Origin of the sequence: Promicromonospora umidemergens (assembly GCF_024171995.1) — a bacterium.
Taxonomy (GTDB): Bacteria; Actinomycetota; Actinomycetes; order Actinomycetales; family Cellulomonadaceae; genus Promicromonospora; species Promicromonospora umidemergens.
The window spans coordinates 128,593-150,835 of the sequence record NZ_JAMTCT010000007.1 but is presented as its reverse complement, the minus strand read 5'-3'; the positions used below and the strand labels follow the sequence as shown (position 1 = coordinate 150,835).

Genomic DNA, 22,243 nt, shown 5'->3' with positions numbered 1-22,243 from the left:
GGCTGGGGCCGGCTCACACCCAGCTCAGCGGCTCCAGGTCGGACGAGCTCTCGGTCAGCAGACCGGCGATGACCTCGGCAGGTACTGGACGTCCGCCCCACGCGTCGACGCCGACGTTGATCTGCCGGCCGCGCCGGCGCCAGGTGTCGTGCACGTGGCCGTGCACCACCCAGGCGCCCTGGTCCGCCGGCCGGTACTCGACGAACCGGTCCTCGCCGTGCGAGTCGCCCTCGTACGGGAAGTGCGACAGCACGACGCTGTGCCCGCCCACGGTGACCGGCTCGGGCCGGTCGTGGATCTCGGCGAAGCCCGCGTCCAGGTACCGCTGCCTCTCCTTGGCCCGACGCCGTTCGCGCGCCTCCGGGTCGCCCTTGCGCAGCGCGCGCTCACCCTCCCAGCAGCGGTCGTGGTTTCCGGGCACCAGGAGCTTGCGTCCCGCCAGCCGGCCGATGTGGGCGAGCGACTCGTCGAGCGCACCGAGGGCGACGTCGCCGAGCACCCACACGGTGTCGTCGTCGGTGACCGTCTCGTTCCAGAGCTGGACGAGCCGGGAGTTCATCGCGCCGACGCCGGGGAACGGGCGGTCGCAGAACCGGATGATGTTCAGGTGCCCGAAGTGCTGGTCGGACGTGAAGTACGTAGTCATGTCGGAACGCATTCAACCCGCTCCCGTGCCGCCGAGGAAAGCGAATTCGGCGGCACGGGGACGTGCCAGGTGCTCAGCGCTCATGGGTCCACGTGCAGAGCCCGCCGTCGGCCGTGTAGCTCTCCTTGCCGAGGCTCCCGCCTTCCCAGTCGAGGATGGTGCCGTCCTGCCGGGTGGCCGTGATGTAGTCGCCCGCGGGGATGGTCACGGTCTCGCTCGGGACCGTGAGCGAGTAGCCGACGCACTCCGGCTGGTCGCCCTTTGCGTAGTGGTGGCAGTCCTCGCACGGGTCGATGGTGATGACGCCAGTGGCCGGCCCCGTGTAGACCATCTCGAACTGGTCCGGGCTGTAGTTGTGGACCGTCAGGGTGACGGTTCCATCGGGCTCGGTGAGCGGGGGCAGCTCGACGCCCGCTCTCGGGTCCAGCCGTGCGATGCCCGAAGCGATCTGGACCCGCTCCGCGTAGTCCGCGTCCTTGGCCCGCGGATACACGTCGATGAGAGTGCTCAGGACGCCCTGTGCCTCCGTGTACTGCTCGTTCTTGAACTGCGCCACGCCGCACCTGAGCAGCCCAGCCGGGATCTTCGTACGGGCCTCGTCCGCCAGCGCCTTGACCTTGCCGGAGTCGAACCCGGCGAGGAACGACGTCGACTCGGTGGCTTGCCTCGTGTCGGAGCAGCCGCCCTTGCTGCTCAGACTCTTGATGACGTCGTCCCGCCACGCCGCCAGCTCCTCGGGCAGGGCCTGGGCAGGATCGCTCGCCGGGTGGTCCGCCAGCAGCTCGGTGAGCATGGGACGCGCGCTGGCGAAGACCCCACGCTCGGCGGAACGCAGCCCGCAGTCGTGCAGGGCGCCGGGTAGCTCGTGCTGTGCGGCGGTCCGCAGCGGCTCCGCTGTTCCTGGCTCCGCGAAGTGCCGCACCGCCGCGACGGCGTTGCACGCGTCGTCCCCCTTGGCCTGGGCGTACAGGCCGTCGACGAGTCCCGGTACCCGGTCGGCGGCGCGTGTGCGTGGGTGCTCAGCGACGGTCCGCACGTAGGTCGCGTACGCAGCGTCGTAGACGTCCTTGTACGCAGCGAACACGCTGGGCCTCCCCTCCAGGCTCTCCTCGGCCTGGTCCAGGTCGTGCGCGAGGTGCTGCTCCAGCACCTCCTGCTGCGTCACCACGTACGCGCCGCCCAGGAGCGGGACGACGGCGAGCGTTACCCACGCGATGCGGCCGGCCGCGCGGGGCGTCCAGACGTTGCGCCGCGGCGTCTCGTGGCGTGCCCGGTGCCGGGCGAGGAGGGCAGCGTCCAGCGCGAACAGACCGAGCGCGCCGAGGTAGCCGAGTGCCCACCAGACGGCGATCGGCTCGCGCCCGATCGGCAGCGCGACCCAGACGAGCCCAGCCGTGGCGGCCAGGGCGACGACCAGGCGGAGCCACGCGCGCAGGTGCAGGTAGCCGAGACCGAGCCCGCTCAGGTTGAGCAGGGCGGCGGTCAGGGGGCGGGCCGCGGGTCGAGGGGCGCCGTCGGCGTCCGGGGACGTCGCGGGCGGCTCCGGAGCCTCTCCCGTTGCGTCGGTGGGCGCTGCGGCAGGCTCCTCGGGAAGGGGCGTCGTCGGCGCTGGATCAGTGCTCATGAGCCGCGATGCTAGGTGCCCTTTATGCCTCGAACTGGCGAGAAAGGGCGGTTAAGCCGGGTGAATTGCCCCGATGAGTCCGAACCGTAATGAGCGGCTGTCCTGTCCGCCGGGATGGGCAATGATCGGCGGGTGGACCTCGCCGTCGATCTGAGCCAGCGCACCGGACGCACCGATGCCATCTACCGCGCGCTGCACGCGGCGCTGACCACCGGCCGGATCCCCGCGGGGGAGCGGCTGCCCTCGACCCGGGACCTGGCCCGGGACCTCGGTGTCTCGCGCGCGAGCGTCGCAGAAGCCTACGAGCGGCTCGTCGCGGAGGGCTTCCTGGAGACGCGGGCCGGTTCGGGCACGTTCGCCACGGCGGCCGCGAGCGACACCCCGCCCGTACGGCGCCGGAACCCGGGCGCTCTGCGTCCGCGGGCAGGCTGGCGCTGGGCCCCACGCGCCACGAGCGGCGACGTGCCGGTCCCCGCGCACGACTTCCGGGTGGGCATCCCCGACGCCGGCCTCTTCCCGTTCGACACCTGGCGCCGCCTGCTGACCGCGGAGTCGCGCGCGGGCGGCCCCGCAGCAGGCTCGTACGCCGGCCCGGCGGGCCTGCCGCGCTTCCGGGAGGCCGTCGCCCGTCACGTGGCCGGCTCCCGCGGGGTCCGGGCGGGGCCGGACGACGTGATCGCGACGACCGGTGCGCAGCAGGCCCTCGACCTCGTGGCGCGCGTGCTGCTCGAGCCGGGGGACGTCGTCGCCATGGAGGACCCGGGCTACCCCGACGCGCGCGAGCTCTTCGCGCTGCACGGGGCGCGAGTGGTGCCGGTGCCCGTCGACGCCGAAGGCCTCGTCGTGGACGAGATCCCGCCGCGAGCCCGCCTCGTCTACACCACCCCGTCGCACCAGTTCCCGCTCGGGATGCCGCTGTCGCTCGCCCGGCGTCGCGCCCTGCTCGCGCACGCCGTACGGCACGGTGCAGCGGTGGTCGAGGACGACTACGACAGCGAGTTCCGCCGCGCCCGCCGGCCGCTGGAGTCGTTGCAGGCCCTCGACCGGGACGGCCACGTGATCTACGTCGGCACCTTCTCGAAGTCGCTGCTGCCGGGCCTGCGTGTCGGGTACCTGGTGGCGCCGTCGTCGCTGCGCGACGCGCTGCTCGCGGCCCGCCAGCTCACCGACGGACACGGGGCCGTGCACGTGCAGGCCGCGCTCGCACGCTTCATCGACGACGGCCTGCTGGCCCGGCACGTCCGGAAGGCCTCTGCGCACTACACCGAGCGGCACGAGATCCTGCTGGACGCGCTGGCCGAGCTGCCGGTCGAGCCGGTCCCGTCGGCGGCGGGCCTGCACGTGGCGGCCTACCTGTCCGCGGACTCACCGGTGGACGCGCGGGCGCTGGTGACCCGTGCCCGACGGCGGTCGGTCGCGTGCGAGTCCCTCGCCGCCTTCGCGGTGGGTCCCCACCGGGACGGGGTGGTGCTCGGGATCGGCGGAGCGGTCACGAGCTCGATCCGGCCAGGCATTCAGGAGCTGGGTCGGCTGCTGGCGTCGTGACGGCTGCCGCGGTCCGTGCCCGGCGTCGCCGCCACGTCGACCAGGCGAGGCCGCCGAGCGCGGCGAGCACCGGACCGGTCATGTGCGGCCCGGTCATCACGAGCAGCCCGAGCGCGGCCAGCAGCGACACGGCCGCGCACCACCAGGCGATGCTCCCGCGGGGCAGGAGGCGCAGGGCGGCCGCCGCGCCCACCAGGTACAGCAGCGAGAACGTGGCGGAGGCCATGAGGACCACGGCGTCGGTGGGCAGGTGCAGGGCGGCCAGCACCGCCGTCGTCCCGACGGCCAGCGTCGTGAGGACGGCCAAGGACCTGCGGGGCGGCCGGTCCGGCCGGGCGGCCAGCCAGCCGGGGAGGCCACCGTCCCGGGCGAGGGCGGCGCCGATCCGGCTGCCGCCCGCGAAGTAGACGTTGATGGCGCCGACGGTCAGCAGGACGGCCAGCACCGTGGTCACGGGCCGTGCCTGCTCGCCGAACCCGAGCACCAGCAGGTCCGAGAGCGGCGCGGGCCCGGGTGCCGGCCCGAGCACCGCCACCGTGGCGAAGGCGACGCCCAGGTAGAGCACGCCCACGACGGCCACGGCGATCGCCGTGGCGCGCGGGATGTCGCGGGCCGGACGCCGGTACTCCGCCGACAGCGAGCCCAGGATCTCCCACCCGGCGAAGGCCCAGACCAGCAGTGCCGCCGCCGCGCCGACCGCGCCCCAGCCGTGCGGTGCGAACGGTGCGAGGTGGCCGGGCTGCGCGTGCGGCAGCGCCACGACGACGGCCACGGCCAGCAGGAGCGCCACCGTCCCCGCGATCACGAGCTGCACCGTGCCGGACACGCGCAGGTCGAACCAGTTCATCGTCGCGCACACCGTGATGATGGCGACCGTCGTGGCCAGGGCGGTACCTGGCCCGCCGCCGGTGGCGTCGGCGACGTAGGCACCGGCGAAGCCGGCTGCGGCGGGCGCTCCGACCGCGATGGTCGCGTAGAACGCCCAGCCGACCATCGTGGACGCCCGCTCGCCGAACGCGAGGCGGGCGTAGGTGGCCACGCCGCCGCCGTCCGGGTGTCGTGCCCCGAGGGCCGCGAACGTCGTGGCGAGCGGGATCGACAGGAGGACGAGCGCCGCCCAGGCCACCAGAGAGGCCGGGCCAGCCACGTCGGCGGCGAGGGCGGGGAGCGAGATGACGCCGGTGCCGAGCATGGCGCCGAGGGTGAGCGCGGCGCCCTGAGGCACGCTGAGACCGTTGTGCATGTCCATGACGCTATGCGCGCGGTGGACCGGCGAACGGGCCGGTTCCCGGCCGGTCGTTCAGTCCGGTGCCGGGTCGGGTCCCGGCCGCTCACGCGCCTCCTCGCGCAGGTGATGCAGCCCGGCCGTGGTCGCGATGACGAACACCCGGTCCCCTGGCTGCAGATAGCGGCCCGCCGTCGGCTCGATCAGGTGGCCACCACCTCCGCTCTCGAACGTGAGCGTGTGGACAGCCAGCAGCCGGCTCCTGATCTCCTTCTTCGTGGTGTCGTGCTCTGTGGCGGCCGCGCTCTCGGCGCCGGCAGCATGGAGATTGACGGAGTCGGAGTGCTTGCCGACGAGGCGACTGTTCGTCCCGACCTCGAGCTCGGCGAGCACCAGCACCCGGTCCCGGTACGGGATGGTCGCCTTGACCTCCTGGCCGATCATCGAGGCCGCGAACCACGGCGCGGCGAGGAACGAGGAGCTGAGTCCCACCGAGTCGGGGATCTCGCGGCGGATGCGGCGCGTCAGGTCCTTGTCGTACACGCGCAGGACGGTGCGCAGCGGCGTCGGGGCGTCCTCGGGCCGCGGGATGGAGTGGGCGGCGAAGCCGATGCCGATGGTCGTCGCGCCGCCGCTCGTGACCACCACTACCGCCTGGGCGGTATCGACGTAAGCGGCGCGCAGGGTCGCCGCCCGGCGGGCGTCGCCGATCACGACGGGGACGTCCCTGGCCCGCGCCACCGCGATCCCGCGTGCCGACTCGTCGATGTCGACGGCGACCACGGGCACCCCACGGCGGTCCAGGGACCGGACGATGCGCGTGCCGAGGTCGCCGAGGCCGACGACGACCACATGGTCGGACATCGCGTGCAGCGGGGAGCCCGCGTCGAGCAGGCGCTGGGTCCGCACGACGCCGTCGACCACCACACCCGTGACCCACGGGATGACGGCGACGCTCACGACGGTCAGGACCACCTGGGTGACCTTGACGACGGGGTTCGCGTCGTGGTCGGGGTCGCTGCCCGCCAGGGAGGGCAGCACCGCCTCGTACAGCGCGCCGAAGAAGGACGAGCCCGTCGCGAGCTGCATGGTCACCGCGCCGATGAGCACGACCACGAGGAGGACCCCGGCAGCGAGCAGCAGGTTCCAGCCCGAGGTGATCGCCAGGGTACGCAGGTACTCGCCGAACCGGCGACGCCGGTGCGGGTCCACCTCGTCCTCGTCCGGTTCCAGGTCCGCCGTGATCTCGGGCAGGACGTCGTGCTCGGCGACGTCCGCCAGGAGCACCTTTGGAGCGAGCCCGGCCAGCTCCTCGTCGCTCGGGAGCGCCGTGACGGTGCCGTCCTCGTCGGTCGCGAACAGGACCATACGGTTGGGCAAGGACATCTCCGCGTCCGGCATGGCGACGAGGCGGCGGTGCTGCACCGGGAGGCGGACCAGGCGGCGCAGCGCGGCGCCGACGATCTCGGGCGCCGCGAACGCCGACGCCGAGAGCACCGTGCAGCGGTCGCGCTGCAGGTGCCGCCCGAGCGACTCGTCGAAGATCCGGACCACTACGTGCAGCTGTGGCCAGGCCTCGCGGAGCAGGAGCGCCAGTGCGACGTTGCCGCCGTCGTCCTGGTCCACGAGCGCGGCGGCGACAGCGCGGTCCGCGCCGGCCGCGGTCAGCGCCTTCTCGTCGACCCGGTCGGTCTCCACGAGGTCTACCTGGTCGAGGTCCGCCATCTCCTGGGCGTACCGGGAGGAACGGTCCGGCACGACCACTGTCACGGTGCCCCTGTAGCGCGTGCTGAGCGCTCTGGTCAGGCGAAAAGCGAGCGGACCGTCACCGACCACCACGTAGTGCGCGTGCGTTCCCGGTCCGACGTCTGTCATGTCTGCAGAGCGTAGCGGGGCCCTCCGACACCGGACGCACGAGGTGTGCGCCTGCTGCCGGAGGGCCCCGGTGCCAGAGGCTCAGGCTCTATCTGATCCGCCTGAGCCTGCAGTTCCGCTTCCGGCTCAGGCGGGGACGTTCGCCACGCCGTCGGGCAGGAACCGCTTGCCCAGGACCTTCTCGCTGTAGCCGGTGCGGTCGAGGTACGGCGTGATGCCGCCCGTGTGGAAGCCCCAGCCGGCGCCGAGGATCATCGCGAGGTCGATCTGCTGGGGGCCGGGCACGACGCCCTCTTCCAGCATGAGGCCGATCTCGGTCGTCAGCGCGGTGAGGACGGAGTCGAGCACGCCGTCGGCGTCGAGCACGCTCTGCCCGTTCCGGCCGGGCTCGCCCGGGCTGAGCGCCGGGCCGAAGTACTCCTGGATGGCCGGGTCGACCGGCTTGGGCAGGCCCTTGGCGGGGGCGTCGAGCACCACCCGGGTCCCGTCCTCGACGATCTTGGCGAGCCCCGCCGACGCAGGGATGCGGTCGCCGAGGTTCTCCCGCAGTGAGGTGAGCACGTGCTGCGCGACGGCCGGACCGACCAGGTCGGTCAGCTCGAAGGTCGGCATCGGGAGGCCGAGCGGCGCGAGCGCCCGGTCCGCCACCTCGACGGGGGTCCCGCCCTCGATGGCGTCCACGACCTGGCCCATGACGAGCAGCAGCAGACGGTTCACGACGAAGCCCGGGCGGTCGGCCGACATGACCGCCGTCTTGCGGAGCTTCTTCGTGATCGCGAACGCGGTGGCGAGGGCCACGTCGGCGGTCTGCTCCGCGTTGATCACCTCGACCAGCGGCATCTGGGCCACCGGGTTGAAGAAGTGGATGCCGACCACGCGCTCGGGGTGGGCCAGGTCCGCGGCCATCTCGGTGACGGACAGCGCCGAGGTGTTGGTCGCCAGGATCGCCTCGGGGGCGATGACGCCCTCCAGCTCGGCGAACACCTTCTTCTTGAGCTCCATGACCTCGGTGACGGCCTCGATCACGAAGTCGCACGAGGCGAACTCGCCGATGTCCGTGGTGCCGGACACCGAGGCGACGATGCGGGCCGCGGCGTCGGGCGACAGGCGCCCGCGGCCGGCGAGCTTCTCCGCGGTCTCGCGGACGAACGACAGGCCGTTGTCGACGCGCTCCTGGTCCAGGTCGCGCATGACGACCGGCACGCCGAGGCGCTGGGCGAAGAGGAACGCCATCTGGGCGGCCATCAGACCGGCGCCAACGACGCCTACCTTGGTGATCGGCCTGGCGAGCTGGGGGTCCGGGGCGCCCTGGGGCTTCTTGCCGCCGCCCACGAGGTTGAACGCGTAGATGCTGGCGCGCATCTCGTCGGTCATGACCAGGTCCGCGAGGGCCTGGTCCTCGGCGTCGAACGCGTCGGTCTTGATCGCGTTCCGGGCGGCGGCCAGGAGCTCCAGCGCACGGTGGGGCGCGGGGCGCGAGGTGCCGACGACGGCGTCGAGCCGGTCCTTCGTCGCGGCGACGACGGCGTCCCACACGGGCTGCGGGTCGAGCTCGCGGCGGGGGACCTCGATCTCGCCGGTGACGACCTTGGCCGCCCAGACGATGGACTGCTCCAGGAAGTCGGCCGCCTCGAACAGCTCGTCGACCAGGCCGATCTGCAGCGCCTCGGCCGGCTTGTACGGCTTGTTCGCGGCCGGCCGCGTGAGGATGACCTCGACGGCCTTCTCGATGCCGACCAGGCGCGGCACGAGGTAGGCGCCGCCCCAGCCGGGGACCAGACCGATGCCGGTCTCGGGCAGGCCGAGCGCGGCGGCGTCGGAGGCCACCGTGCGGTAGTCGCAGTTCAGCGCCACCTCGAGGCCGCCGCCCAGTGCCAGGCCGTTCACGAACGCGAAGGTGGGCACACCGGTCGTCCCGTGCAGGTCGCCGAGGATGGTGTACGCGGCGTGGCCCATCCGGCCGAGCTCCACGGCCTCGTCGTGGCCGCTCACGACTGTGATGCCCTTGAGGTCGGCGCCGGCGGCGACGAAGTACGGCTTGCCGGTCACGCCGACCGCGGCGATCTCGCCCGACTCGGCACGGGTGCGGACCACCTCGAGGGCTGCCTTGAGCTCCGCCAGGCCGGCCGGCCCGAGCGTGTTCGGCTTGGTGTGGTCCAGGCCGTTGTCCAGCGTGACGAGTGCGAGGGTGCCGGCGCCGCCAGGCATCCGCACGTCGCGGACCAGCGTGTGGGTCACCCGCTCCGGGGGAGCGGCGGGGGTGGTCGAAGGGGTCTCAGACACTGGTCAGTTCTCCTCGTCCGTGTGGCCGGAGTAGTCGGCGTGGTGCGGGTTCTCCCAGATGACGCTGCCGCCCTGGCCCAGGCCCACGCACATGGCGGTGAGCCCGTAGCGGACCTCGGGGTGCTGCTCGAACTGCCGGGCGAGCTGCGTCATCAGGCGGACGCCGGAGCCTGCCAGGGGGTGGCCCATGGCGAGGGCGCCGCCGTACTGGTTGACGCGCGGGTCGTCGTCGGCGATGCCGTAGTGGTCCAGGAAGGAGAGCACCTGCACCGCGAACGCCTCGTTGAGCTCGAACAGGCCGATGGCGTCGATCGTCAGCCCGGCTGACTTGAGCGCCTTGTCGGTGGAGGGCACCGGGCCGTAGCCCATGATCTCCGGGGGCACGCCGGCGTAGCCGTACGAGACCAGGCGCATCCGGGCGGGCAGGCCCAGCTCGGCGACGACGTCGCCGGCCGCGAGGATGGCACCGGTCGCGCCGTCGGTCAGCGGGGAGGACGTCGCGGGGGTGACCCGGCCGCCCGCGCGGAACGGCGTCTTGAGCCCCTGGATCGACTCGAAGGTGGTCTCCGCGCGCGGCAGCTCGTCGGCGGTGGCCAGGCCCCAGCCCTGCTGGGAGGAGCGGGTCGCGACCGGGACGAGGTCGGGGTCGATGTCACCTCCTGCGAGCGCCTTGGCGTACTTGGCCTGCGACTCGACGGCGAACCGGTCGGCGCGCTCCTTGGTGAGGTGCGGGAACTTGTCGTGCAGGTTCTCCGCCGTGACGCCCATGTTGAGCGACTGCGGGTCCACGAGCTTCTCGGCCACGAAGCGGGGGTTCACGTCGGCGTCGAAGCCCATCGGGTGGCGGCCCATGTGCTCGACGCCGCCGGCGATCACGACGTCGGCGGCGCCCATGGCGATGCCGGCTGCGGTGGTGGTGGCGGCGGTCATGGCGCCGGCGCACATGCGGTCGATGGCGTAGCCAGGCACGGACTGGGGGAGCCCTGCGAGCATGCCGACCGTGCGGCCGAGCGTGAGGCCCTGGTCGCCCTGCTGGGTGGTGGCGGCGATGGCGACCTCGTCGATGCGCTCCGGGGGGAGCTCGGGGTGGCGCCGCAGCAGCTCGCGCACCACCTTCACGATCAGGTCGTCGGCACGCGTCTCTGCGTAGAGGCCGTCGGGCTTCGCCTTGCCGAAGGGCGTGCGGGCGCCGTCGACAAAGACGACGTCGCGTACGCCGCGGCGGGCACGCGGTGTTTCCGGGGCTGCGGTCATCAGCAGAACTCCTGGGGTTTTCGGGACGGCGACGTCCGGTGAGCGACGCCGCTGGATCGAGATACACGCTACCGCGAGTACCGGTAAAAAGCACGCACGAGATGAGACCGGGTCCGGGTCCTACTGAAACGGAGTCTCGACCAGCGCGGCGAGGGGGCTCGGCGAGCGTCCTACCCAGCGATTCCGCCCGAACTCGGCGGGGCCACGGGCGAGATCGCTGGGTAGGCGCGACCTTCGCGGCGAACGCACAGAGCCCGCCTCTACCCAGCGATTCGGCCCGGAACGTGCGGGTTTTCGGACCGAATCACTGGGTAGAGGCGGGCTGCTGGGGGCTGGGTGCCTGTCGCGGTCAGCCGTTGCCGCGGAGCTTGCGGACCACGCGCTTGGCGGTCGGCAGAGCGGTGTTCCAGGTGTTGTACCAGCGCGAGAACGGGACGTCGATCGAACCGACCAGCTCGTCGGTGTGCTTGGCGAAGCTCTTCTTGAAGTCGCTGATGCCGTCGTTGAGCAGGCCGTTCATGTCGTACCGCACGAGGCCCTGCTCCTGCGCGATCTCGATGGTGCGCCAGTAGGTGGGCGCGGTGGCCGTGGCCTTGCGGCCGGCGTCGTTGCCGCCGCCGTACAGGAGGAACGAGGTGCTGGCCGAGTTGACGCACCACGCGAAGCACGCGGGCACGTCGTCGACGTAGGTGGCGACGAGCACCGACTGCTCGCCGAGCGAGCGGTGGATGTCGAGGTAGTACTCGTCGGAGTGGATGGCGAAGCCGGCGCGCTGGGCGGTCTCCTTGTAGACGTCGAGCACGCGCAGCACCTCCTTCTCCTCCGTCACCCGGCGGATGTCGAGACCCGAACGGCCACCCTTGCGGATCTCGTACCGCGTGGACTTGCGCATGTCCGCCAGCAGCTCGACCCCGGACTTGGTGAGGTCAAGGATCAGCGTGCTCGGGATCAGGATCTGGTTCGGCGCGTACCGCCGTCCGGCAAGGTCCAGCTGGGTGCCGGCGGGCCAGTCCGGCTCGATGGTGATGCCGACGCCGCCCACGTTCTCGCGCGCCCACTCGACGACGGTGTTCGTCACGGCGTTGCGGGTGGCGCTGTCGCCGACGCCGAAGACCGCCTGCGCCGTCTCGCCGTCGTGGTGCGCGACGACGGGGCCGCGCGGCACGTACGAGAGCGCCCGGAACTGGGCCGGCAGCGGCCGCACGAGCAGCTGGGCGAGGCCGACGGTGGTGCCGTCCTCGGTCACCCGCAGCCGGTGCGCGCGCCAGTTGCCCGCAGCCTTGACCTCGCCCCATCCCCACAGCTGGAGCGGGTGCCCGCCCAGAGCGAGGACCTCGCGGTCCCAGGTCGAAGGTTGGGTGACGACGTCGACGGCGAGCGTGATGGGCTCCGACAGGGCTGGCATGGGGACGACTCTACTGGTGTGGGCGTCGCGCGCTCACACCTGTTCCGGCACCGCGTCGGCGAACGTCCGCTCCAGGCCGCCCACGAGCAGGCTGACCTGCCACGCGCGGGCACCGCGGCTGCGCAGGAACTCGGTGATCCCGGCGGCGTCGGCCGGGGTGGGCGGCGCCCAGCACAGGCGGCGCAGCGCGTCGGGCTGCAGGAGGTTCTCCACCGGAACGCTCAGCTCCTCGGACAGCGTGGCCACGAGCTCGCGCGCCGCCGTCAGCCGGCGGGCCGCTACCGCGTCACGGTCGCCCCAGGTGCGTGGGGGCGGGGGCCCGTCCGAGCGCGGGCCGCGCACGGAGGGCAGGTCGGCGTCGGGCAGCGCACGCGCGTCGTCGATCGCCTTCTGCCAGTAGGCGGCCCGGCGCTTGGTGCCCTTGCCCGCGAACTCCGGCAGGGCCACGAGCTGGCCGGCGGTCTTCGGCATGGCCTTGGCCGCCGCGACGATCGCCCGGTCCGGCAGGACCCGGCCTGGTGAGATGTCCCGCGCCTGGGCGCTGGCGTCGCGCGCGACCCACATCGCCCGGACGGCGGCGACCTGGCGCGGGTTGCGCAGCACGTGCATGCCGGACGTGCGCCGCCACGGGTCGACCCGTGGCGGCGCAGGCGCGGCAGTGCGCACCGCCTCGAACTCCTGCGCCGCCCACTCGGTCTTGCCCGCGGCCTCCAGCTGTTCGGCGAGCCGGTCGCGCAGCTCCACGAGCACCTCGACGTCGAGGGCGGCGTACCGCAGCCAGTCCGCGGGCAGGGGACGCGTGGACCAGTCGACGGCCGAGTGCTCCTTCGCCAGGCCCAGGCCGAGCACCTCGGCGACGACGGCGGCGAGGCCCACCCGCTCCATGCCGAGCAGCCGGGCGGCCAGCTCGGTGTCGAAGACGCGCGCGGGGCGCAGGCCGTGCTCGGCGAACCCCGGCAGATCCTGGGAGGCGGCGTGCAGCACGAACTCGGCGTCGCCGACGGCCTCGCTCAGCGGCGAGAGGTCCGGGACGCCGACCGGGTCGATCAGTGCCGTGCCCGCACCCGCGCGCCGCACCTGGACCAGGTACGTCGCCTGGCCGTACCGGTACCCGGAGGCACGCTCGGCGTCGGCGGCGACAGGCCCCGAGCCGGCGGCAAACGCCTCGACGACGCGGGCGAACGCACCGTCGGTCGCCACGACGTCGGGCAGCCCGTCGGCGGGCTCGGTCAGCGGGGTGACGGGGGCCGGCACGGGCGTCGATGTCTCCGCAGGGACTCCTCGCTCCGTGGTGGTCATGGGCCTACCGTATGGCGTTGCCTGGAACGGTCGGTAACCCGCCTGGTGAGGGCCGCGACGCCCTCGGGCAGCGGGGGCACGCCCGCCGCCAGGGTGAGCAGGGCCGCCCACGCGCGCAGGTGCGTCCCGAGCCGGGTGTCGAGCGGCGTCCACGACGCGCGGATCTCGAGGTCCACCGCGTCGGGCGTGCCGTGCAGCGCCCCGTAGCTCTGGGAGAGGACCCGGGTGACCGTGCCGCCGTCGGCCACCGTGTCGGTGCCGGGGACGAGCCCGGCGTTCTCGAGGCACTCGCCCACCCAGGACCAGGCGACGTCGGCCAGCATCGGGTCGGCAGCCATCTCGGGCTCGAGCGTCGCGCGCACCAGCGTCACGACCCGGAAGGTGCCGTGCCAGGCCTCCTGGCCGGCCGGGTCGTGCAGGACGACGAAGCGGCCGGTGGCGAGCGGCTCGTCCAGGTGGTCGTGGTCTTCTGGGCCGTCCCGGTCGGTTCGCCCCGGCGCAGTGCCGGGCAGCACGTCGCCCGAGAGCGCCACGCTGAACGGAGCCACGCGGCGCGGGGCCGGGATCTCCGTCAGGCGCACCTCGGCGCGCAAGGCCTGACGCCGCAGGTCGGCGAGGGCTGCTGCGAAGTCGACGGGGACGCCGGTGGGCGGGCCGCTGGTCACCACTTCACGGTACGTCCGCGTGGCTGCCGCCCGGCGGAGGCGCGCGGCCGTCGCCAGATCGTGACCTGCGTCGCCTTGCGTTCTCGGGCCCTACTAGGCTGGCCGGGGGTCGGCGCGCCCTGCGCGTACGCCGACCGGTTCCCACGTCAGAAGGAGCAAGAACGTGTCAGGCACAGCACAGATCGGCGTCACCGGGCTGGCGGTGATGGGGCGCAACCTCGCGCGGAACTTCGCACGTCACGGCTACACGGTGGCGGTCCACAACCGTTCGTACGCGAAGACCGAGTCGCTCGTCACCGAGCACGGCAGCGACGGTGAGTTCATCCCGGCCAAGTCCATGGCGGACTTCGTCGCGTCGCTCGAGCGGCCGCGCAAGGTGGTCGTCATGGTCAAGGCCGGCGGTCCGACGGACGCCGTCATCGACGAGCTGATCCCCCTCCTGGAGGAGGGCGACATCGTGGTCGACGCGGGCAACGCCCACTTCCCGGACACGATCCGGCGTGAGGCCGCACTCAAGGAGCACGGCCTGCACTTCGTGGGCACCGGTGTCTCCGGCGGCGAGGAGGGCGCGCTGAACGGCCCGTCCATCATGCCGGGCGGCACGCCCGAGTCGTACAAGTCGCTCGGCCCCATCCTCGAGGACATCTCCGCGAAGGTGGACGGCGTCCCGTGCTGCACGTACGTGGGCTCCGACGGCGCCGGGCACTTCGTCAAGATGGTGCACAACGGCATCGAGTACGCCGACATGCAGCTCATCGCCGAGGCGTACGACCTGCTGCGCCAGGGGCTCGGTGCGACAGCCGCGGAGATCGGCGAGATCTTCGCGCAGTGGAACACGGGCGACCTGGAGTCGTTCCTGATCGAGATCACCGCCGACGTGCTGCAGCACGTGGACGCGGAGACCGGCAAGGCGTTCGTCGACATCGTGCTGGACCAGGCCGAGCAGAAGGGCACCGGCCGCTGGACCGTACAGAACGGCCTGGACGTGGGCGTGCCCATCACGGGGATCGCGGAGGCCACGTTCGCCCGCTCGCTGTCCGGCTCGGTGCCGCAGCGCACGGCGGGCCGCGCGGCGCTGCCCGCGCACGCGCAGGAGTGGGAGGTCTCGAAGGACGACGCCTCCCGTGCCGCATTCATCGAGGACGTCCGCCTGGCCCTGTACGCATCGAAGGTCGTCGCCTACTCGCAGGGCTTCGACCAGATCGCGGCGGCCGCGGCGGAGTACGACTGGGCGATCGACCGCGGCGCCATGGCCCGCATCTGGCGTGGCGGCTGCATCATCCGCGCCCGGTTCCTGAACCGGATCACCGAGGCGTACGAGCGCGACCAGGATCTTCCCCTCCTGCTCGCCGACCCGTACTTCACCGACGCCGTCGCGAGCGGCCTGCCCGCGTGGCGCCGGATCGTGGCCGGCGCCGCCCAGAACGGCGTGCCCGCGCCGGCGTTCTCGTCGTCGCTGTCGTACTACGACGGCGTCCGCGCCGAGCGGCTTCCCGCCGCCCTGGTGCAGGCGCAGCGTGACTTCTTCGGTGCGCACACCTACAAGCGCGTCGACCGCGAGGGCACGTTCCACACCGAGTGGTCGGGAGACCGCACGGAGGCTGAGGCGTGAGGGGTATCCCCGCGGACATGGGGACGGCGGGTGGCGGCGGGGAGACTCCCGTCCCGGACCTGATGGTGGTGGGCATCGGCGGCGACGTCGGGATGTACGCCCTGGTGCGCGCGTTCCACGAGCAGTACGGCACCCGCTCCGTGGTGCTGTCGAAGGTCGCCACCCGTGCGATGCAGGACTCGGCGATCGCCGAGAACCTCGTCGTGCCCGGCCTCGACGAGGTCGACGTGTTCCTCTCGACGCTCGAGGGCATCGCGCAGCAGCACCGGGACAAGGTCCTGATCCTGCTGACCAACGCGGACTGGCACGTGCGCACCGTGATCCTGAACCGGGAGCGGCTGGAGGCGGCGGGCTACGTGCTGCCGTACCCGTCGCTGCCGGTGCTGGAGCAGGTCAGCAGCAAGGAGGGCTTCGCGAAGGTGTGCGACCAGCTCGGCATCCCGACGCCGCGCACGGTGGCGGTCGACATCGCCAAGCTGGTGGCCGACGGCGGACGGGCCGCCGTGCCCGCCCTCGAGGTGGACCTGCAGTACCCCGTGGTCGGCAAGCCCTCCAACAGCGCCGAGTGGTACTACGTGGACTTCCCCGGCAAGGCGAAGATCCACCACCTCGACTCCCGCGCGGAGCTCGACGAGGTGCTGGGCAACCTCGCCGACGCGCAGTTCCCCGGCACGTTCCTGGTGCAGGAGTTCATCCCGGGCGACGAGACGCAGATGCGGTCCCTGACCGCCTACCGCGACACGACGGGCGAGGTGACGCTCCTGGCCACCGGCCGCGTGCTCCTGGAGGAGCACACACCCGGCACGCTCGGCATCCCGGCCGCGATCCTGGTGGAGGCGTACGAGGACGCCATGGAGGCGGCCACCCGGTTCCTCGACGCGACCGGCTACGTGGGGTTCGCGAACTTCGACTACAAGCTGGACCCGCGCACGGGGCAGCACGTGTACTTCGAGGTGAACCCCCGGATCGGGCGGAACAACTACTACGTCACGGCGGGCGGGGCCAACGTGGCCCGCGTGCTGGTGGAGGACTGGGTGCTGCACCGGCCGATCCGCCCGGTGCGGGCCGTCCGCGACGTGCTCTACACGGTGGTGCCGTTCGGCCTGCTGTCCAAGTACGTCGTGGACCCAGAGCTCAAGACCCGGCTCAAGGCCCTCAAGGCCAGCGGCGACGTGATCAACCCGCTGAAGTACGACCGCGACTCCGGCCTCAGGCGCCGGCTCATCGTCGAGGCGATCACGCAGAACTACCGCCGCAAGTACGCCCAGTACTACCCGGAGCCCACGGCCACCGGCTACTGATCGGCTCTGGTCCGGCACCACCCGGACGTGTCGGACGCCCAGGTCACTCAGGTGACCTGGGCGTCCGGCATGTCAGGGGCCTTTCGGCGATGGGTAGTTCTGCCCGCTCCAGCCCTTGTGCACCCTTCGAGTCACCGGGACACTGTGTGAGCACTTGCTGGAGATTCCCAGCACAACACGTGAGAGAGGTTCTTCCCCGATGTCGTTCATCGAGTCGATCAAGACCGTGCTGTCCAAGTACGCGGTCTTCAACGGGCGCGCCCGCCGCTCCGAGTACTGGTGGTACGTGCTGGCGTACGGGATCGTCTACACGGTTCTCTACGTGGCGCTGGTGGCCCCCGGCCTGGCCGAGTACTCCGCGGCCACCTCGGAGTACCTGATGGCAGGCGACGCCGCAGCGCCGATGCCGGCTATGCCCGGCTCCCTGACGACCGGTTACATCATCCTGTCGATCGTCGGCCTCGCGCTCCTGCTGCCGACCCTCGGCGTCACGGTGCGCCGCCTGCACGACACCGGCAAGTCCGGCTTCTGGGTCCTGATCGGCCTGGTCCTCTTCGTCGGTCAGATCATCCTGATCGTCTTCACTGCCTCCAACGGCACACCCGGCCCCAACCAGCACGGCCCTGACCCCAAGGCCGTGGCGCAGCCGCAGGCGGTCTGACCTAGCCTGAGCTGATGAACAGCCTCCGGCCCGTCCTCGTCGTCGGGGCGAGCGGGTTCGTCGGCAGCCGGGTCGCACGCGGCCTGGCTGCCGGCGGCCGGCTCGTGCTCGCCTCCACGCGTCATGAGCTGCCCGACCGGGTCACGGTCCAGGCAGGGGTGGTTCCCGTCCACAGCCCCGAGACGGCCGCCCTGCCGGACGCCGTCCGCGCCGCCTGTGCCCACGCAGGAGTACCGCTGCCCGGGGCAGTCGTCGCCTCGATCGGCGGCTGGGACAAGGGCGCCCCGCTGCTGGAGTCGGACCCGGACCGCTGGTCCGCGACGCTGGCCTCGCACCTCACCGCCCACCTCGACGCCGCGCGCGCGCTCGCGCCGCTGCTGGGACCCGGCGACCCGTACGTCGTGCTCAACGGCGCGGCGTCCCGCGAGGCGATGGCCGGGTCGGGCGCGATCAGCGTCACGGGCGCCGGGCTGGCCATGCTGGTCCAGGTGCTGCGCCTGGAGTCAGGGCAGGATCGGCCGCCGGGTTCCGGGCCGGCCGTCCGCTTCCACGAGCTCGTCGTCGACCACGCCGTCTCCGGCGACGGCCGCAACGAGGACCCCGCCCAGGTCCGGACCCCCGCGCAGGTGGTCAACGCCCTCTGCGAGCTCCTGGACGACCCCGCTGCACCGGCCGTCCGGCACGTGTGACCTTGCTCTCCCGGCACCCCCGGTGAGCGGCCCCGCCGGTAATCTCTTGCTACGTGACGACCGCTACCACCACCGACAGCCAGACCGCGACGACCGCCCTGTGCGCCGTCCGACCGCGGGTCCCTGTCGACCGGCTCGTCACCGATCTCGTGCCGCCGCGCCACTTCGCGAACGCCCGGTTCGCCACCTACCGCGCCAACCCGGCACATCCCAGCCAGGGCCGCGCGCTCGCCCGCCTGACGGAGATCGCCCAGGAGATCGCCGCCCCCCGGCGCGGCCTGTTCGCCCGCCGCAAGCCCGCACCCGCCGTGTACCTGGACGGCGGCTTCGGCGTCGGCAAGACGCACCTGCTCACCTCGCTCGCCCACGCCGTCGGTGAGGCGCTCGGCCCGGTCCACGGAACGAGCAGCGCCGCGTACGGCACGTTCGTCGAGTACACCAACCTCGTCGGGGCGCTCGGGTTCCTCCCGACCGTCGAGGCGCTCGCCGCCAAGAAGCTGGTCTGCATCGACGAGTTCGAGCTCGACGACGCGGGTGACACCACCATCATGTCCCGCCTCATGCGCGAGCTCGCGGACCGGGGCGTCGCGCTCGCCGCGACGTCGAACACGCTGCCCGACGCGCTCGGTGAGGGCCGCTTCGCCGCCCAGGACTTCCAGCGCGAGATCAAGGCCCTGTCCGACCGCTTCGAGACCCTGCGGGTCGACGGCGAGGACTACCGCCACCGGGACGTCGTCACGGACTCCGAGCCGCTGACCGACGGCGACGTCGCCGCCGCGGCGGCTCGCCCCGGTGCCACCCTCGACGGGTTCGACGACCTGCTCGCCCACCTCGCCACCGTGCACCCCAGCCGGTACGGCGCGCTGCTCGACGGCGTCTCCGTCGTCGCGCTGACGGGGGTGCACGCCGTGACGGCGCAGGAGGTCGCGCTGCGCCTCGTCGTGCTCGTGGACCGCCTGTACGACCGGGACGTGCCGGTGCTGCTCGGCGGGTCGGGGGACACGCGTGGCCTGTTCACCGAGGAGATGCTCGCCGGCGGGTACCGCAAGAAGTACTACCGGGCACTGTCCCGCCTGGGCGCCCTGGCCGAGGAGGGCCGCAAGCTCGTCTGACGGCTCGACCACCTATCCGTCCGCGCGGAGCCTGCGTCCCGCGCGCAGCACCGTCGCCCGGGCCAGCTCGTCGAGGGCGTCCACGAGCACGACGCCGGGCAGGAGGTCCCCAGGGGTCGCCTCCGCCGCGACCGACAGCTCGGTGCACCCCAGCACGATCGCGCCCGCCCCACGGAGGCGCAGGTCGCCGACGACGCCCTCCAGCGTGGTCAGGTCACCGCCACGCCCCGCCTTCACGCCGTCGTAGACCAGGGACGTCACGGCCGCCTGACCGGCGACGTCGGGCACCAGGGTCTTGATGCCGTGTGCGGCGAAGGCGTCGAGGTAGACGCCCGACTCGACGGTCCCCTCCGTCGCGAGGAGGCCGACCGCCTCCGGCCGTGACCCGCTGAGGCGACCCGTCCAGGTGTCGTCAGACAGCACCGCGGACACCGTCACGTCCACCGCGGACAGCAGCGGGACCGACGTCGCCGCGGCGATCGCGCCGGCGAACGCGTGTGCCGTGTTGCACGGCAGCACGAGGAAGCCGACCCCGGCCCGGGCGAGCCGCCGCGCGTCGGCAGCGAGCACCGGCCCTGGATCGTCGGTGGAACGCCCCAGCAGGAACGCTGTCCGGTCCGGGACCGTCGCGTGCTGCAGCACCATCATGTCGACGTGGTCCTGGTCCCGTGCCGCATCGGTCAGCCGGGCGACGCGCTCCATGAACAGGACCGTCGCGAGCGGCCCGACCCCGCCCAGCACGCCGACGAGCGTGCCCCCGGCCCCGGCCCCGGCTCCGGCTCCGGCTCCGGTCCTGGCGCCCGGCGCGCCGGCGTCAGGCAACGTCACGCTCCCCGGACGGGAGGGGCTCCACGGCGCCGGACCGCCCGGTCACCCCGCCCTGTTCCTGCAGCGGATGGTGCTGCGCGAACTTGCGCACCTGGTTCAGCTCGGCGAGACGCACCCAGGCGTCGCGGCGCGGCGACAGGTCCCGGCCGTACTTCAGCGGGTGCACGACGCGGGCGCGGCGCACGGCGGCGCGTACCGACTCGTCGTGCACGTACCTGTCCAGGAGGAAGCTCGGGACTATCCGGTACAGCACCTCCAGCGGCTCCATGAGCGGCCAGCGCCCGGTGAGGTGGTCCGCCATCCAGAAGGCGGCGGGGTTCAGCCCGCTCGCCGTCAGGTAGTAGTTCGACCGTCCCGTGCGCGGGTTCAGCTCCAGGAAGTGTCCGACGCCGGTCCGCGGGTCCACCTTCACGTCGAAGTTCGCGAACCCGGTCCAGCCCAGGTGCTCCACGAGCCGGCGGGCGTCCGCCTCGACCTGCCCGAGCCGCCCCGTGAGGATCGCCGCCGGGTTGCCCAGCGTCCCGGGCGTGTGCTCCTCGAGCAGCACGCGACCGCCCCACGCCATGCGCACCGTGCCCGCGCGATCCGAGTAGGTGGTCATGATCCGCATCTGCGAGTCGTCGCCGGGCACGTACTCCTGAACGATCATCGGCCTCCGGTAGCCCGCGTCGCCGGCCGCGTCCAGGAGCGCGGCCAGCTCGGCGCGGTCCTGCACCAGGTGCACCTTCGCCTTGCCGCGGAACGACACCCGGTGCCACGCCGTGTTGTCACCCGGCTTGGCGATCACGGGGAAGCGCAGGTCGAGGTCGCCGACCGGCTCCCCGCCGTCGCGCACCTCCGTGCGCGGGTGCGGGACCCCGATCTCGTGGCACAGCTCGGAGAACCGCCGCTTGTCCATCACGCGATCGAGCAGGCCCACCGGCGCGTAGGGGACGACCGCCACGTCCGCCAGGAGCTCGCGGTGCGCCGCGAGGGCCCGCACGTACCAGTCCACGCAGGTCAGCGCGATGACCGGACCCGGAGCCGCCGCGGCGACCCGGCGGATCAGCTCGACCATGACGGCCGGGTCGTCGAGGCGCGGTTCCACGACGTTCCGGATGATGGTGGAGTGTGCGATGTTGGGCGTCGGACGGATGGACACGACCGTCGACCTGACGCCGTAGCGCTCGTGGAAGGCGCGAGCGAGGCTGTAGGCGCCGGCGTCGCCACCGAGGATGACCGGGTGTACCGCTGCGTGGTTCCTCATGCCAGGTAAGACGGGCGAGGGACGGGGAAGGTTGTGACCCGGAGCGGGTGAACTACAGGTCAGCTGGCCGCGAGGCGGGCCTTCTCGGTCTCGACGTCGAAGTCGGCGGGCGGCCAGCCGAGGTCCAGCGACCGCAGGGCGCCGGTCAGCAGCTCGGTGACCGCCAGGCGCGCGTACCACTTCCGGTTCGCCGGCACGACGTACCAGGGCGCCACGTCGGTGGAGGTGCGGTCCAGCAGCTCCTGGTATGCCGCGATGTACTGCGGGAGCTTCGAGCGGACGTCGATGTCGCCCGGGTCGTACTTCCAGTGCTTGTCGGGCCGCTCGAGCCGCTCGGCCAGGCGCTCCTTCTGCTCCTGGGCCGACACGAAGAGCGCCACCTTCACGATCAGGGTGCCCGACGCCGCCACCTCGGCCTCGAACTCGTTCAGCTCGCGGTAGTGCTTGCGCCAGGTCTTCTGCGGCTCGAGCCGGTTCACCCGCACGACCAGGACCTGTTCGTGGTGCGACCGGTCGAAGACACCGAGGTAGCCGGGGCGGGGGAGCGCGTTGCGGATCCGCCAGAGGTAGCCGTGCTCCTTCTCCTCCTGCGTCGGCACGCCGAAGCCCGTGTGCTGCACGCCCTGCGGGTCCACCATGCCGACGACGTGCCGCACGATCCCGCCCTTGCCCGCTGTGTCGAGGCCCTGCAGCACCAGCAGCACCGACCGGTCGCCGCCGGTGCGGCCGTGCGCGAAGAGGCGCTCCTGGAGGTCGGCGAGCTCCGGGGCGCGGGAGGTCATCAGCTCCTCGCCGTCGCGCCGCTTACCGGCCCAGCCGGGCGTCGCGGACTCGTCGAGGGCGTCGAGGTCGGTGCCGTGCTCCCAGCGCAGAGCCTCGTGGGCCGGGGTCCGCCACAGCTTCTCGAGCTTCTTCGCCATCGGTGCCTCCTTCGCGGGACCGGCTCGCGCGCCGGTCCCAGAACCCCAGGCTC

The 22,243-nt window shown here is 72.6% G+C and carries 18 protein-coding genes; 6 read left to right on the top strand and 12 right to left on the bottom strand.

The genetic code is table 11. From position 1 onward, the window contains the following. Positions 1–13: 13 nt before the first annotated feature. Together APR04_RS14045 and APR04_RS14040 are read right to left on the bottom strand one after the other, a co-directional pair. Positions 14–646 carry a metallophosphoesterase family protein gene (locus APR04_RS14045; RefSeq protein ID WP_253871207.1) on the bottom strand — a complete coding sequence of 211 codons (633 nt, stop codon included), beginning with the start codon at positions 644–646 and terminating at the stop codon, positions 14–16. Positions 647–719: 73 nt separating this feature from the next. Then, a complete protein-coding gene (locus tag APR04_RS14040) occupies positions 720–2,270 on the bottom strand; it encodes a hypothetical protein (RefSeq protein WP_253871205.1) in 1,551 nt (516 codons plus the stop codon). A 132-nt stretch (positions 2,271–2,402) separates the two neighbouring features. On the opposite strand from APR04_RS14040, the gene pdxR reads away from it, so the two are divergent. Further along, positions 2,403–3,815 carry a MocR-like pyridoxine biosynthesis transcription factor PdxR gene (gene pdxR / locus APR04_RS14035; RefSeq protein WP_253871203.1) on the top strand — a complete coding sequence of 471 codons (1,413 nt, stop codon included), beginning with the start codon at positions 2,403–2,405 and terminating at the stop codon, positions 3,813–3,815. Here pdxR and APR04_RS14030 read toward each other — a convergent pair. The 7 genes from APR04_RS14030 to APR04_RS14000 form a co-directional block, all read right to left on the bottom strand. After that, a complete protein-coding gene (locus APR04_RS14030) occupies positions 3,760–5,058 on the bottom strand; it encodes an APC family permease (protein ID WP_253871201.1) in 1,299 nt (432 codons plus the stop codon). The genes pdxR and APR04_RS14030 overlap by 56 nt on opposite strands. A 57-nt stretch (positions 5,059–5,115) precedes the next feature. Further along, the gene (locus tag APR04_RS14025) at positions 5,116–6,915 is read right to left on the bottom strand and encodes a potassium channel family protein (RefSeq protein WP_253871199.1); all 1,800 of its coding nucleotides are present in this window, start codon (positions 6,913–6,915) and stop codon (positions 5,116–5,118) included. 126 nt (positions 6,916–7,041) lie between these two features. Beyond that, positions 7,042–9,123 (bottom strand): 3-hydroxyacyl-CoA dehydrogenase NAD-binding domain-containing protein, encoded by a 2,082-nt coding sequence (locus APR04_RS14020; RefSeq protein ID WP_253871340.1) that lies wholly within the window; start codon positions 9,121–9,123, stop codon positions 7,042–7,044. A gap of 78 nt (positions 9,124–9,201) precedes the next feature. Next, on the bottom strand, positions 9,202–10,452 hold the full coding sequence (locus APR04_RS14015) for a thiolase family protein (protein WP_253871197.1): 1,251 nt from the start codon (positions 10,450–10,452) through the stop codon (positions 9,202–9,204). 349 nt (positions 10,453–10,801) lie between these two features. Further along, positions 10,802–11,857, bottom strand: coding sequence for a lipid II:glycine glycyltransferase FemX (locus APR04_RS14010; protein WP_253871195.1), 1,056 nt, complete (start codon positions 11,855–11,857; stop codon positions 10,802–10,804). Positions 11,858–11,890: 33 nt separating this feature from the next. Then, positions 11,891–13,156, bottom strand: coding sequence for an HRDC domain-containing protein (locus APR04_RS14005; RefSeq protein WP_253871193.1), 1,266 nt, complete (start codon positions 13,154–13,156; stop codon positions 11,891–11,893). Continuing rightward, positions 13,153–13,821 carry a DUF3000 domain-containing protein gene (locus APR04_RS14000; RefSeq protein WP_253871191.1) on the bottom strand — a complete coding sequence of 223 codons (669 nt, stop codon included), beginning with the start codon at positions 13,819–13,821 and terminating at the stop codon, positions 13,153–13,155. Before APR04_RS14000 ends, APR04_RS14005 begins: the two co-directional genes overlap by 4 nt. Positions 13,822–13,984: 163 nt before the next feature. Between APR04_RS14000 and gnd the strand changes: the two genes are divergently transcribed. The 5 genes from gnd (at position 13,985) to zapE (ending at position 19,196) form a co-directional block, all read left to right on the top strand. Continuing rightward, a complete protein-coding gene (gnd, locus tag APR04_RS13995) occupies positions 13,985–15,433 on the top strand; it encodes an NADP-dependent phosphogluconate dehydrogenase (RefSeq protein ID WP_308292354.1) in 1,449 nt (482 codons plus the stop codon). Further along, positions 15,430–16,734 carry a carboxylate--amine ligase gene (locus APR04_RS13990; RefSeq protein WP_253871189.1) on the top strand — a complete coding sequence of 435 codons (1,305 nt, stop codon included), beginning with the start codon at positions 15,430–15,432 and terminating at the stop codon, positions 16,732–16,734. Before gnd ends, APR04_RS13990 begins: the two co-directional genes overlap by 4 nt. A gap of 199 nt (positions 16,735–16,933) precedes the next feature. Further along, entirely contained in the window at positions 16,934–17,395 is a 462-nt protein-coding gene (locus tag APR04_RS13985) for a DUF805 domain-containing protein (RefSeq protein ID WP_253871188.1), read from the top strand. A 14-nt stretch (positions 17,396–17,409) separates the two neighbouring features. Further along, the gene (locus APR04_RS13980) at positions 17,410–18,084 is read left to right on the top strand and encodes a Rossmann-fold NAD(P)-binding domain-containing protein (RefSeq protein WP_253871187.1); all 675 of its coding nucleotides are present in this window, start codon (positions 17,410–17,412) and stop codon (positions 18,082–18,084) included. 53 nt (positions 18,085–18,137) lie between these two features. After that, positions 18,138–19,196, top strand: coding sequence for a cell division protein ZapE (gene zapE / locus APR04_RS13975; RefSeq protein ID WP_253871186.1), 1,059 nt, complete (start codon positions 18,138–18,140; stop codon positions 19,194–19,196). Between the two features lie 12 nt (positions 19,197–19,208). Here the strand turns inward: zapE and cuyB are convergent, their stop codons facing one another. From cuyB to APR04_RS13960, 3 genes are read right to left on the bottom strand one after another with little or no spacing between them, the layout of a single operon-like run. Next, positions 19,209–20,024, bottom strand: a complete 816-nt coding sequence (cuyB, locus tag APR04_RS13970) for a cysteate racemase (protein WP_253871185.1) — start codon at positions 20,022–20,024, stop codon at positions 19,209–19,211. Beyond that, entirely contained in the window at positions 20,011–21,270 is a 1,260-nt protein-coding gene (locus APR04_RS13965) for a carboxylate--amine ligase (RefSeq protein ID WP_253871184.1), read from the bottom strand. The genes cuyB and APR04_RS13965 overlap by 14 nt, the downstream gene beginning before the upstream one ends. A gap of 59 nt (positions 21,271–21,329) precedes the next feature. Beyond that, a complete protein-coding gene (locus APR04_RS13960) occupies positions 21,330–22,190 on the bottom strand; it encodes a PPK2 family polyphosphate kinase (protein WP_253871183.1) in 861 nt (286 codons plus the stop codon). Between the last annotated feature and the right edge of the window lie 53 nt (positions 22,191–22,243).

Excerpts from the sequence above, each read along its gene's own strand:
- APR04_RS14015 (WP_253871197.1), bottom strand. The coding sequence starts at position 10,452 with ATGACCGCAGCCCCGGAAACACCGCGTGCCCGCCGCGGCGTACGCGAC.
- APR04_RS13960 (WP_253871183.1), bottom strand. The coding sequence starts at position 22,190 with ATGGCGAAGAAGCTCGAGAAGCTGTGGCGGACCCCGGCCCACGAGGCT.
- APR04_RS13980 (WP_253871187.1), top strand. The coding sequence starts at position 17,410 with ATGAACAGCCTCCGGCCCGTCCTCGTCGTCGGGGCGAGCGGGTTCGTC.
- APR04_RS14010 (WP_253871195.1), bottom strand. The coding sequence starts at position 11,857 with ATGCCAGCCCTGTCGGAGCCCATCACGCTCGCCGTCGACGTCGTCACC.
- APR04_RS13965 (WP_253871184.1), bottom strand. The coding sequence starts at position 21,270 with ATGAGGAACCACGCAGCGGTACACCCGGTCATCCTCGGTGGCGACGCC.
- APR04_RS14045 (WP_253871207.1), bottom strand. The coding sequence starts at position 646 with ATGACTACGTACTTCACGTCCGACCAGCACTTCGGGCACCTGAACATC.
- APR04_RS14005 (WP_253871193.1), bottom strand. The coding sequence starts at position 13,156 with ATGACCACCACGGAGCGAGGAGTCCCTGCGGAGACATCGACGCCCGTG.
- APR04_RS13985 (WP_253871188.1), top strand. The coding sequence starts at position 16,934 with ATGTCGTTCATCGAGTCGATCAAGACCGTGCTGTCCAAGTACGCGGTC.
- APR04_RS14030 (WP_253871201.1), bottom strand. The coding sequence starts at position 5,058 with ATGCACAACGGTCTCAGCGTGCCTCAGGGCGCCGCGCTCACCCTCGGC.
- APR04_RS14025 (WP_253871199.1), bottom strand. The coding sequence starts at position 6,915 with ATGACAGACGTCGGACCGGGAACGCACGCGCACTACGTGGTGGTCGGT.
- APR04_RS14020 (WP_253871340.1), bottom strand. The coding sequence starts at position 9,123 with ATGCCTGGCGGCGCCGGCACCCTCGCACTCGTCACGCTGGACAACGGC.
- APR04_RS14040 (WP_253871205.1), bottom strand. The coding sequence starts at position 2,270 with ATGAGCACTGATCCAGCGCCGACGACGCCCCTTCCCGAGGAGCCTGCC.